The organism is Mesonia hippocampi (assembly GCF_014197445.1).
In the GTDB taxonomy this organism is placed as follows: domain Bacteria; phylum Bacteroidota; class Bacteroidia; order Flavobacteriales; family Flavobacteriaceae; genus Mesonia; species Mesonia hippocampi.
In genome coordinates this window covers 144160-155669 of record NZ_JACIFO010000005.1, presented here as the reverse complement: position 1 = coordinate 155669, position 11510 = coordinate 144160, and the positions used below count along the sequence as shown (strand labels likewise).

Genomic DNA, 11510 nt, shown 5'->3' with positions numbered 1-11510 from the left:
GAAAAATGCTTAATCGCGTAATGTTAAACAAACCACATTTTCTACATGATGGGTTTGCGGAAACATATCTACGGGTTGTACTTGAGTAACTTTATAATGTTGGTCTAACATGGCTAAATCTCTTGCTTGGGTTGCCGAGTTGCAACTTACATAAACAATGCGTTTTGGCAAAATAGCAATAATTTGCTTAACAACATCTTTATGCATGCCATTTCTTGGCGGATCGGTGATAATTACATCGGGTTGCCCATGGGTATCGATAAAGTTTTGAGTGAATACATTTTTCATATCCCCAACAAAAAAATCGACGTTATTAATTTGGTTGTTTTTGGCGTTTTCTTTAGCGTCTTCTATCGCTTCGGGAACAGCCTCTACGCCAATTACTTTTTTTGCTTTTTGGGCTACAAATTGTGCAATAGTTCCTGTGCCGGTATAAAGGTCATAAACGGTTTCGTTGCCAGTTAAATCGGCAAAATCTCGAGTAACTTTATAGAGCTCGTATGCTTGTTCAGAATTGGTTTGGTAGAATGATTTTGCGTTTATTTTAAACTGCAGACCTTCCATTTCTTCTACAATGTATGGTTTCCCATAAAAACAAATTACCTCTTGATCGTAAATGGTGTCGTTTGCTTTTTCATTAACAACATACTGAAGTGAATTTATTTCGGGGAAACGCTCTTTTAAAAAGTTTAATAGAAGTTCACGCTTTATTTTATCTTCATAAAAAAACTGAACGAGTACCATAATCTCTTGTGTAGAGGTGGTTCTAATCATAAGGGTGCGTAATAAACCTTCTTGCGTTCGGGGGTTAAAGAAGCTTAACTCGTTTTCTACGGCAAATTGTTTCACTCCATTTCTAATCGCATTGCTAGGATCTTCTTGCAGGTGGCATTTATCAATGTCTAAAATTTTATCCCACATGCCAGGAATATGAAAGCCTAAGCCGTTTTTATTGTCGATTTCCACCTCGCTGTTTATTTCTTCTAGACTTAACCAGCGGTTACTGCTAAAAGAAAATTCCATTTTATTACGGTAAAAATATGTTTTTTCGCTCCCTAGAATTGGGGTAACCTCAGGAAGTTCTATTTGTCCCAAGCGTTTTAGGTTGTTTTCAACCTCTTGCTGTTTGTAAAAAAGTTGATGCTGGTATTGCATATTTTGCCATTTGCATCCACCACAAGTGCCAAAATAATCACATAAAGGGTCTGTTCTTTTATCAGAAAAAGATAGTGTTTCCGTTACTTTAGCCTGGTAATAGGCGGTACGTTTTTTATAGGTTTGTACATTTACAACATCTCCAGGTACTGCGTTATCAATAAAAATAACTTTCCCATCAGGTGCTTTTGCTACTGCTTTTCCTTTAGCTCCCGCATCGGTTACTAGCACAGCTTCAAATTGCTTTCGTTTATTCTTTCTTGCCATGCTGCAAAAGTAGTAAGTTTTTACGTGTATAGTTTATAAATTAATAAACATTTCTTATTTTGCGGCATAAAGATTTTGCGGGTGATTTCTCTCCCTTAAGTAGGAATCAAATATTCTAAAACGTATAAAAACGAAAAAATCTATGTCTGTTGTAGAAATTAAATCTTCGCAAGAAGCAATTGAATTAGAAAATAAGTACGGAGCCCATAACTATCATCCACTTCCAGTGGTGCTTTCTAAAGCAGAAGGGGTGTATATGTGGGATGTAGAAGGAAAAAAATACTATGATTTTTTATCGGCATACTCTGCAGTAAACCAAGGGCATGCACATCCTAAAATTGTTGGCGCAATGTGTGAGCAAGCAAAAAAGCTAAGCCTTACTTCGCGCGCTTTTTATAACGATGTATTAGGAAAATACGAGAAATTTGCAACCGAGTATTTTGGTTTCGATAAGCTTTTACCTATGAATACAGGTGCCGAAGCTGTAGAAACGGCAATAAAACTATGTAGAAAGTGGGCCTACGAGAAAAAGGGAATTCCAGAAGAAAAAGCACAAATTATTGTTTGTGAGAACAACTTCCATGGGCGAACAACCACAATAATATCTTTTAGCAACGACGCTGATGCTCGTAAAAACTTTGGTCCTTACACGCCTGGGTTTATAAAAATAGCTTACGATAATACCGAAGCTTTAGAGAAAGCGTTAACCGAAAACGATAACGTAGCAGGATTTTTAGTAGAGCCTATTCAAGGAGAAGCTGGGGTTTATGTGCCTTCAGAAGGATATTTACGTAAAGCAAAAGCATTATGCGAAAAACATAACGTACTTTTTATTGCCGACGAAATTCAAACAGGAATCGCGAGAACCGGAAAATTATTAGCCGTAGACCATGAAAACGTTAAACCCGATATTTTAACCTTAGGAAAAGCTATTTCTGGAGGGGTGTATCCTGTTTCTGCGGTATTGGCGAATAATGAAGTAATGGACGTGATTAAACCAGGGCAACACGGGTCTACTTTTGGAGGGAACCCAGTAGCTGCTGCAGTGGCTATTGCAGCTTTAGAAGTGGTGCAGGAAGAAAAACTAGCAGAACGATCAGAGAAACTAGGAGAACTGTTTAGAGCAAAACTAAACGAATATATTAAAGATACCGATATAGTAAGCTTAGTGAGAGGTAAAGGTTTATTGAACGCTATTGTTATTAACGACACAGAAGATAGCTCTACGGCTTGGGATATTTGTATGGCTTTAAAAGAAAACGGCTTATTAGCAAAACCAACACACGGAAACATTATACGTTTTGCACCACCATTAGTGATTACAGAAGAGCAACTGTTAGATTGCGTAAAGATAATCACTTCAACAATCGATAAATTCTAATATCAGGAACTTAACTGTTGAAAAACATTATTTTAGTATTGACTTTGGCCTTGAGTTTTCAAGGCTTTAGTCAGTCGGAGGTAACATCTACTCCGAAAAAATTTACCGCCCATAACAAAGGAAAAATATACGTGTTCTGGGGAGGAAACCGAGATTTTTTTACCGATTCTGATATTCATTTTAGAGGAGAAGGTTACGATTTTGAGTTGAAAGATGTAAAAGCACATGATAAACCTAAAGGTTGGCATATTGACTACATCAACCCTGGAAGAATGACGATTCCGCAAACAAACTTTAGGATAGGCTATTTTATTACCGACCATTACAATATTTCTATTGGTGTAGACCACATGAAATACGTGATGTATAACGATAGAACGGTAGATTATACAGGAAGCTACCCTAACAGAGGGAGCTATGGGGAAGCAATTGCCGATGGGAAAACTTTGCTAACAGAAGATTTCTTATTATTTGAGCATACCGATGGTTTAAACTATGTGAACGTTGAGTTTTCTCGTGTAGACGATTTATCTAAATATCTAGGGATAAGAGATACCGATAAATTTCAATTGAATGTTCTTGAAGGAATTGGCGCGGGAGTTCTCTACCCTAGGACCAATGCCACATTGATGAATAAAGAACGTCATGATGAATTTCATATTTCAGGTTATGGTATTTCTGCTAAAGCAGGTCTAAATTTTACATTTTTTAAGCACTTTTTTATCCAAACAGAACTTAAGGGTGGTTACATTAATATGGGGAACATCCGTACAACAAATTCTTCGGCAGATAAAGCCTCACAAAGCTTTTTGTTTTGTGAAACCGTTATAGCTGTTGGCGGAATTTTTAAAGTTTAATAAGATAAAAATATAGATGAAAAATATACAGTTAACTTTTTTACTGATGTTAGGTTCACTACTTTTTTTTAGTTGTTCGAGCGATGATGTTGAAACTACATCAACCGATGGAAAAGAAGAAACACCAAGTAAATACAGGTTATCAAAAATAGATTTAAACAATGCAAGAAGTCAGCCTTATTCTTATGACGATTTTGAGTTTACCTACGAAGCAGATAACGAAGCTATAAAAGAAATAACTCGAGGAAGTTATGTTTATGAGCTGCTTTACGAAGAAAATTTAATAACGGTAAACCTTGTTGAGGAAAACATGTCTGGCGCCGAAGTAACCGATTTACATGAAATACATTTGGAGAACAACAAGCTAACCTATGTAAAAAATATCAATGTGTTTACATATACTAGTGGAGACGTGCAAACCACTATAGACTCTATAAAGTATGATTATCATAATAACCGTTTAGCAAAAATTAGTAGCTACCGTAAAAATGATTTAAATTACGAACTGGTAAAAGATGTAGAAATGGTTTACCAAGCTGGTAATGTTATAGAAACCAATACATCTCGCGGAGAGAATACAATAAAACATATTTATACTTATGATACTAACGAGAAATTAAAATTTTCTCAAATGGCTTATGAAATGCCAATATTTAAGTTTACTCCGTTATATTATACTATTGCTCATGATAAGTTTGGAGAACAGAATAAAAACAATGTTTTATCGGCTTCAATTACTTATGATTATGAATTGTTTTCGCCAGAATATAGCCAAATAAATTATACTTATGTTTTGGACGAAGAAACAAACCTTTTAGAACGTATTGAACTAAGCGGAACCGCAAAGGTAGATAATCCAGATTACGAGGAATATTATCCGTCTAAAACATTTGATGATATTAGTGTGATGTTAATCCACGAAAGTTATTAATATTTAAGATGTATTAAACTAAAAAAGCGGGATAATTATCCCGCTTTTTTAGTAATATATTTTATAATTATTACCTGATTTTGTAAAAGGTAAAGTTTTAAACTTCCATTTGCATTTCTTGTTGCATGCGCTGAATTTCTTCCATATAAGCATCTATACCTCCAAAAGATACAATAACAAAAATCATTGTTAATAAAACCAATACAGATAGTACAAGTCCTATAATAGCAATAATTCGAGCTGTTTTTACCTGCCCGTAATTATTATACAATTCAGGGGTTTCAAGATATTTGGCTTTATCTTTGTTTGCTAAAACTATAGCGATAATAGCAGTTATTATTCCTGGTAGACCCCAAAAGCAACACCCTATATACGATAAGATTGCTAAAACTAATGAGATAGTAGCGTTAGGTAATTTTTGTTTTTCCATAAAAAGTAAAATTAATAAGTTAGTTTATAAATATAATTAATAATAATGCTGGCTACACTAATAGCCGCCAAAACACTTACAAAAAAAGAATATTTTTTTAGGGGTAAAAATTTATTAATAACTACTAAGCCTCCTAGTATAACTAACGGATATATAGGAGGGTACATGAAAAAAGCTTCGCTAAAATTTCCTTGCACAAGCAACCATAAGCTGCGTTGCCCGCCACAACCAGGGCAATCGAAGCCTAAAAAACTTTTGGTGAGGCAAGGGAGCATAAATTCATCCATAGCAGAAATATATTCTATATTAAAACAAAAGTAATATTTTTGTAGCAAACTCTTGAAAATGAATAATTTTTTATACAAATGAAAAAACAAAACATAAACATTATCATTATCCTGCTTGGGGCAATGGTGCTTATATATAGCCTTATGGGAGAATCTACTAATGTTTATTTGCAGATATTGGGTATTGTATTGCTTATGTTTGGCTTATACACTGCTTCTAAAAACTGGGTGGGAGAGAAGCCTAAAAATCATACTTTTGTAGAGGAAGAGATAGAAGAAGAACCTATAGAAAAAAAGCCTGCTAAACATGATAACTAAAGGCGATTATGTAGCACTTATCGATGAGGATTTGCAAGGTGAAGTTATTGCTGTTGATGCAAATGAGGTGTTGTTGGAAACATCAGATGGTTTTCAGTTGCGTTTTCCTATACAAGCGGTGGTAAAAATAAACACTACTACTATCGAGGTATATACCAGCGATGTAAAAGCAGCATTAACAGAAAAAGAACCCCAAAAGAAAAAAAAGCCAATCCAAAAAAGAACCAAACAAACCCCTGTATTAGAGGTAGATTTACATATTGAAAAACTAACAAATTCAACCAAAAACTTATCGAATTTTGATATGTTAAACATCCAGTTAGATACTGCAAAACAACAACTTGATTTTGCTATTTATAAACGTATGCAGCGCGTTGTTTTTATACATGGTGTAGGTCAAGGAGTTTTACGTCAGGAACTAGAAACAATGCTAAGGCGTTATGATAATATAAAATTTTACGAAGCAAGTTATCAGCAATATGGCGCAGGAGCAACCGAAGTTTATATTTTTCAGAATCCGTAAAGTTTTTAGTGTCTTTTATTGGAAAAAGCCTTAGAATTACTTCATTAATTAACCGTATTTTTTTCTAAAATTAGAAGGAGTTAGTCCTGTTTTTGCTTTAAATATTTTAGAGAAATACGCGTAGTCTGAAAACTCTAATAAACTAGCGATGTTTGTTAAGCTCTCATCAGAGTGTACCATCATTCGTTTAGCTTCTAAAAGTATACGGTCGGCAATTAATTCTGAAGTAGTTTTACTAATGGTTTCTTTTACAACTCTATTTAAATGTTTGGTGGTAATGCTAAGTTTATCGGCATAAAATCGGGGTAATTTTTCTTTTAAAAAATAGGTATTTATAAGCTGTTCAAGGTTTTCTAAAATGGTTAAATAATTTACAGAAATAAACTTTTCTAAGTTTATGGTTGCGGTGTATTCTCTTAGTAAATCGATATAAATACCGTTAATAAGGTTTACAATTTTTAAAGCCCTAAAGGCTTCGTTGTGTTGGAATTCATGATAAATTTCCTCATATTTTTTTTGTAGAAAATCTACAGATTTTTTAGATAACGTTAATACAGGAGGGTTTTGGAAAGAATAATAAAAAGGGAAAGATTTTAGTTTGTGTTCTAAAAATTTTAATTCGTAAAATTCTTTTGAGTGAAAAAAGATATAGCCTTCGGGCGGGCTGGTAAATTTCCATGCGTGGGTTTGGCCAGGCCGTAAAAAGAATACTTTTCCTGGTTTTATAGGGTAGGAGCTAAAATCTATTTCATGTATTCCTTCTCCTTTAGTAAACAGTACACAAAGGTAAAAATTATGTTTATGCGATTTGCTAATTAAGTTTTTATTTTCATTTATATGGTTTGCAATGGTATTGATGTAAAAATCGGTTAAGGGTTCTGCTTGTTTAAATTGTTCTATTTTTAAAACAGGTGTTTTCATAAATTAATGTCTAAAAAGTACAAGAATAAGCGAAAAAACTATAACGCTAGTTTTTAGATGCTATTGTAATATTGCATAACTTTTAAGTTGTCTAATATGAGCAAAATTACAAATATATTAAAGTGTAAATGTCCTAATTGTCAAGAAGGAGATATGTATGAGCATAAAGGCAGTATTTTTTTATTAAAAATGCCTAAAATGAAGAAGTATTGCGATAAATGTAATTTTAAGTTCGAGATAGAAACAGGTTTTTTTTACGGAGCAATGTATGTAAGCTACTCGTTAGCTTGTGCCGAAATGATAACCAGCTTGGTTATATTTTGGTATTTTATGGGGTTATCTCCGCTTAATGTTTTCTTGGTGGTGGTTATTGCTACAGTTTTACTTAGTGTTTTTAACTACCGGTTATCTCGGGTTATTTGGTTGTATATTTTTTATAAAAAGCAAATAGATTAGTTTTCAATATTTCATTGATTTTATTTAAAAAGCCAGTAGAGTAATCTACTGGCTTTTGATATTTTATAAAGGCTATTTTATTTTGTACTAACGCACACTCATTTTTCCTTTGCGTTTTTCTAATTGTCGTTTAAGGTCATCTATTACACTTTGTAAAGAAGAATCGTAATTATTTTGACTTGCCGTAGCAAATAATCTTGGTCCAGGAATACTTAATTCTATCTCTACAATTTTTCCTTCCTCAGGGTTACTAGCATTTTCTTTCTTATAATAAACTTGAGCACCTACAATAAAATCGTAACGCCCTTTTAATTGGTTAAGCTTTTGGGTGGTAGCACCTTCTAAACGATCACTAGCTGTAACATGTACATAATTAAAGTTAATATCCATAGGGTATAGTTATTAGGGTTAATAATTACTCTAAGATACTTAATTTATTGGTATTTTTATCTATGTTCTCTGAAATTATAATTGATTTTAGATTTTTTTAAGATTAAATTTTATTTTGCTTTTTTACAAGGATAAAAAATACGTTGTATACTTAAAAGGTTATGAGTTAATTGTACTTTATTTAAACAAAAAACCGAGTCCTAAACGTTTAAGCATTTTCTTTTCAAAATTCCAAAAGAACTTAAATTGCCCGAAAAGAAACCCTATAAAAACCAGTAATACCTGATAAATAGGGAAAATAATTAGTAACCTAAGGATTAAATATAAGGTTTTCCCTAAAAATGAATCTCCAAATAATTCGCCGTTAATATTAAAAAATGCTAAAACAGGCTTGCCAAGATAAGCTGATAATGAACCTGTAATGGCAAACACTATAAATATAATAGTTAACTGGAAGTTAGAGCTAATATTCCAACGCTCTTTAAGCTTTTTCATGCAACTTTTTTAAACATTATAAATTTTTATTATTTGCTCTGCGAGAATTTCTCCTATACGTTCTTGAGCCTCATGAGTGGCACCACCAATATGTGGACTTAACGACATTTCTGGCTGCATGAGTAATTGTACTTCTGGTTGAGGTTCTTTTTCGAAAACATCCAAACCTGCAAATTTTATTTTTTTATTTTCTAGGGCATTAACCAATGCAACCTCATCGATAACACCACCTCTAGCCGTGTTAATAATTGCAGCTCCAGGTTTTATATAATTAAATTCCTCTTCTCCAATAAGGTAATTTTTTTGTGCAGGTACGTGTACCGATATAAAATCGGCTTGTTTTAAAAGGTTTTCTTTTGTTTGGAGTGGGATGTTGACTTCTAAATATTGTCCGTCAAAGAAATCTAAACGTATCTTTTCGTTAGGTTTATCGGTTATGGTATGTGCTATTACGTTCATGCCAAAACCAATACCAAGTTTAGCTAATTCTTTCCCGATGCTTCCTAAACCTATAATGCCCAGGGTTTTTCCTTTTAACTCGTTTCCTGTGCTTAATTTTTTCAACTCTTTAAAACGCATATCGCCATCCAAAGGCATATCGCGGTTAGTTTGGTGTAAAAATCTACTTCCGCCAAGTATGTGAGCAAAAGCCAGTTCGGCAACACTTCTAGATGAAGCCGTAGGGGTGTTAATTATTTTGATGCCTTTTTTTTCTGCCGTAGCAACATCGATGTTGTCTAAACCAACGCCAGCACGACCTATAATTTTTAATTGCGGACAGGCATCGATAAGCGCTTTGTTTACTTGGGTAGCACTACGTACTAAAAGTACTTCTATTTGCTTGTTGTTTATGTAGTTGATAAGTTGGTTTTGAGCAACTTTTGTGGTGTCTACATTAAAGCCTTTTTGGCTTAGTTTTTTTATTCCGCTTTCCGAAATTCCGTCGTTAGCTAAAATATTCATGGTGGTAGTTTATAGGTTATGCTTTGTTTTCTAATTCTTGCATTACTTCGGTAAGTAATTGTACACTCTCTACAGTGAGGGCGTTGTATATAGAGGCTCTGTAACCACCAAGACTTCGGTGGCCATTAAGGGCATTGATTCCTGCTTGTTGCCAAAGTGCATCAAAAGTATGACTAAGTTCTGGATTTGCTAAGTTAAATGTAATGTTCATTAATGAGCGGTCCTCTTTGTTTGCATACGGAGTAAATAAAGGATTTCTGTCTAGTTCTGCGTATAAAAGTTCGGCTTTGTGTTTATTTATTTTTGCTAAGGCAGAAACACCGCCTTGTTTTTTTAGCCAACGTAAATTAAGTAGAGAAGTATAAATAGCAAAAACCGATGGTGTGTTAAACATACTCTCTTTTTCTATATGGCTTTTGTAATCTAATATAGAAGGAATTTTACGAGAAACTTTTCCTAAGATTGCTTTGTTGATGATTACAAGCGTAGTTCCTGCTGGACCTATATTTTTTTGAGCTCCCGCATAGATTAGATCAAACTGAGAATAATCGATGTCTCTAGAGAAAATATCGCTACTCATATCGCAAACCAAAGGTGCATTACTCTTAGGAAAGGATTTTAATTGAGTGCCATAAATGGTATTGTTACTTGTGCAATGAAAGTAATCTATACCGGTTGGAATTTCAAAATTCTTAGGAATGTAATTAAAATTTTTATCTTCAGAAGAGGCAACTTCAATAACTTCTCCAAACAATTTGGCTTCTTTTATAGCTTTACTTGCCCAGGTTCCGGTATTTAAATAGGCGGCTTTTTTTTCTAATAGATTATGCGGAGTCATTAAAAATTGCATGCTGGCACCTCCATGTAAAAAAAGAGCGGTGTACTTATTGTTGTCAAGTTGTAATAACTCTAAAGCCAAGTTGCGGGCTTCTTCTATAACTGCAACAAAATCTTTACTGCGGTGAGAAATTTCTAAAATAGAAAGTCCAGAGTTGTTGAAATCTAAAACAGCTTCTGATGCTTGTTGAAACACCTCTGCGGGAAGTATGCACGGACCAGCACTAAAATTATGTTTCTTCATTATTAAAGTGTTTCTCGTATTATAAATTTCTTAAAAATTCGATACTGTCTATGCCATCGGCATAATCATGTAGTTGAGGTTGTTGAGATTGCCCAAACGGAATATGATTTTTGCTTACAATACATTGTACTTGTTTGCTGTTTTCTAACTCTGCCAACAACTGAGCTTCATCTTCATAGAATTCATAAAATAAACATGCAATAGGCGAGCTGTAAGAAGTATCTTCTTTTAGCATTAAAAATCCATTATCGAGTAATTTAATTTCGCTCATTAAATATACGGCTTTGTTATAGTCGTAATTATTAGCATATTTATGTTGATTGATAATATCTTGCCAGTTAAAAATAGCTTTAAAAAAACTATCAAAGTTATAATTTTTAGGCACAAAAAGTTTTGCAACATTTCTACATCCCAAGCCGTAGTATCTAAAAATATCTTCAGCAAGAGCGCTTAACTCCTCTTGGGTTTCTTTTCCTGTAAGTACCGCTACCGAGTTTCTGTTTTTTCTTATAATACTTGGGAATTTCCCAAAATAATATTCAAAATAACGAGCGGTATTATTACTCCCCGTAGCAATTACGGCATCAAAGTTTTTTAATTGTTCTTTTTCAAAAACAATCGCATTGCTAAACTCGCTAGATAATTCTGTTAGAAAGTGAGCAATAACCGGAAGTAGTAACTTATCATTAGAAGATAATTTTATAACTACATTATGTCCAGAAATAAGTACACTTAAAAAATCGTGAAAACCTACCAACGGAATATTTCCTGCCATCACAATTCCAATATTTTTAGGGGTAGTATGGGGTAAAGCGTAGTTAGATAACCAATCAGATAGGTTTTCTTTGGTTAGTAAACCGCCCCATTGCTGTATGGCAAAAGTTATATTTTCTGGTGTAAACCAACCATTATAATGTATACTTTGCTTAGCCGCTTCTTGTAACAGATGTAAATACTTTTGGTGTAAAGCGTTGTTTAAATTCTCACTATTATTATAGTTTCTAAAAAGATCTCCTAATTCTGCAAAAGCAGCAATACGATTTTCCGTGTTCATA

At 33.6% G+C, this 11510-nt stretch carries 15 protein-coding genes; 6 read left to right on the top strand and 9 right to left on the bottom strand.

Annotated features, from left to right (window positions below):
• Nucleotides 1–9: 9 nt before the first annotated feature.
• Nucleotides 10–1422: a 23S rRNA (uracil(1939)-C(5))-methyltransferase RlmD gene (rlmD, locus tag GGR32_RS07410; RefSeq protein ID WP_183477561.1), complete on the bottom strand. Its 1413-nt coding sequence runs from the start codon at nucleotides 1420–1422 to the stop codon at nucleotides 10–12.
• A gap of 142 nt (nucleotides 1423–1564) precedes the next feature.
• Here rlmD and rocD point away from each other — a divergent pair, with 142 nt between their 5' ends.
• Genes rocD through GGR32_RS07395 form a run of 3 tightly spaced genes read left to right on the top strand, consistent with a single transcriptional unit; the run spans nucleotide 1565 to nucleotide 4591 of the window.
• On the top strand, nucleotides 1565–2803 hold the full coding sequence (gene rocD, locus GGR32_RS07405) for an ornithine--oxo-acid transaminase (protein WP_183477560.1): 1239 nt from the start codon (nucleotides 1565–1567) through the stop codon (nucleotides 2801–2803).
• 17 nt (nucleotides 2804–2820) lie between these two features.
• Nucleotides 2821–3660 (top strand): hypothetical protein, encoded by an 840-nt coding sequence (locus GGR32_RS07400; protein ID WP_183477559.1) that lies wholly within the window; start codon nucleotides 2821–2823, stop codon nucleotides 3658–3660.
• Nucleotides 3661–3676: 16 nt separating this feature from the next.
• On the top strand, nucleotides 3677–4591 hold the full coding sequence (locus tag GGR32_RS07395) for a hypothetical protein (protein ID WP_183477558.1): 915 nt from the start codon (nucleotides 3677–3679) through the stop codon (nucleotides 4589–4591).
• Nucleotides 4592–4688: 97 nt separating this feature from the next.
• Here GGR32_RS07395 and GGR32_RS07390 read toward each other — a convergent pair whose 3' ends face one another.
• Nucleotides 4689–5021 carry a CCC motif membrane protein gene (locus GGR32_RS07390; protein ID WP_183477557.1) on the bottom strand — a complete coding sequence of 111 codons (333 nt, stop codon included), beginning with the start codon at nucleotides 5019–5021 and terminating at the stop codon, nucleotides 4689–4691.
• Nucleotides 5022–5032: 11 nt separating this feature from the next.
• Nucleotides 5033–5308, bottom strand: a complete 276-nt coding sequence (locus tag GGR32_RS07385; RefSeq protein ID WP_183477556.1) for a DUF2752 domain-containing protein — start codon at nucleotides 5306–5308, stop codon at nucleotides 5033–5035.
• A gap of 78 nt (nucleotides 5309–5386) precedes the next feature.
• Here GGR32_RS07385 and GGR32_RS07380 point away from each other — a divergent pair, with 78 nt between their 5' ends.
• Both GGR32_RS07380 and GGR32_RS07375 read left to right on the top strand, forming a co-directional pair.
• Entirely contained in the window at nucleotides 5387–5626 is a 240-nt protein-coding gene (locus tag GGR32_RS07380; RefSeq protein ID WP_183477555.1) for a hypothetical protein, read from the top strand.
• Nucleotides 5616–6149, top strand: a complete 534-nt coding sequence (locus tag GGR32_RS07375; RefSeq protein ID WP_183477554.1) for a Smr/MutS family protein — start codon at nucleotides 5616–5618, stop codon at nucleotides 6147–6149. Before GGR32_RS07380 ends, GGR32_RS07375 begins: the two co-directional genes overlap by 11 nt.
• 48 nt (nucleotides 6150–6197) lie before the next feature.
• Here the strand turns inward: GGR32_RS07375 and GGR32_RS07370 are convergent, their stop codons facing one another.
• Nucleotides 6198–7070, bottom strand: coding sequence for a helix-turn-helix domain-containing protein (locus GGR32_RS07370; protein ID WP_183477553.1), 873 nt, complete (start codon nucleotides 7068–7070; stop codon nucleotides 6198–6200).
• A 96-nt stretch (nucleotides 7071–7166) separates the two neighbouring features.
• On the opposite strand from GGR32_RS07370, the gene GGR32_RS07365 reads away from it, so the two are divergent.
• Nucleotides 7167–7526 carry a DUF983 domain-containing protein gene (locus tag GGR32_RS07365; protein WP_183477552.1) on the top strand — a complete coding sequence of 120 codons (360 nt, stop codon included), beginning with the start codon at nucleotides 7167–7169 and terminating at the stop codon, nucleotides 7524–7526.
• 87 nt (nucleotides 7527–7613) lie between these two features.
• Here GGR32_RS07365 and GGR32_RS07360 read toward each other — a convergent pair whose 3' ends face one another.
• The 5 genes from GGR32_RS07360 to GGR32_RS07340 all read right to left on the bottom strand — a co-directional run bounded on the left by GGR32_RS07360 (nucleotide 7614) and on the right by GGR32_RS07340 (nucleotide 11509).
• Nucleotides 7614–7916 carry an HPF/RaiA family ribosome-associated protein gene (locus tag GGR32_RS07360; protein ID WP_183477551.1) on the bottom strand — a complete coding sequence of 101 codons (303 nt, stop codon included), beginning with the start codon at nucleotides 7914–7916 and terminating at the stop codon, nucleotides 7614–7616.
• A gap of 177 nt (nucleotides 7917–8093) precedes the next feature.
• Nucleotides 8094–8411 (bottom strand): DUF6787 family protein, encoded by a 318-nt coding sequence (locus GGR32_RS07355; protein WP_183477550.1) that lies wholly within the window; start codon nucleotides 8409–8411, stop codon nucleotides 8094–8096.
• A 9-nt stretch (nucleotides 8412–8420) separates the two neighbouring features.
• Nucleotides 8421–9374 (bottom strand): D-2-hydroxyacid dehydrogenase, encoded by a 954-nt coding sequence (locus GGR32_RS07350; RefSeq protein WP_183477549.1) that lies wholly within the window; start codon nucleotides 9372–9374, stop codon nucleotides 8421–8423.
• 16 nt (nucleotides 9375–9390) lie between these two features.
• Entirely contained in the window at nucleotides 9391–10455 is a 1065-nt protein-coding gene (serC, locus tag GGR32_RS07345; protein ID WP_183477548.1) for a 3-phosphoserine/phosphohydroxythreonine transaminase, read from the bottom strand.
• A gap of 19 nt (nucleotides 10456–10474) precedes the next feature.
• Nucleotides 10475–11509 (bottom strand): acyl-CoA reductase, encoded by a 1035-nt coding sequence (locus GGR32_RS07340; protein WP_183477547.1) that lies wholly within the window; start codon nucleotides 11507–11509, stop codon nucleotides 10475–10477.
• Nucleotide 11510: the final 1 nt, after the last annotated feature.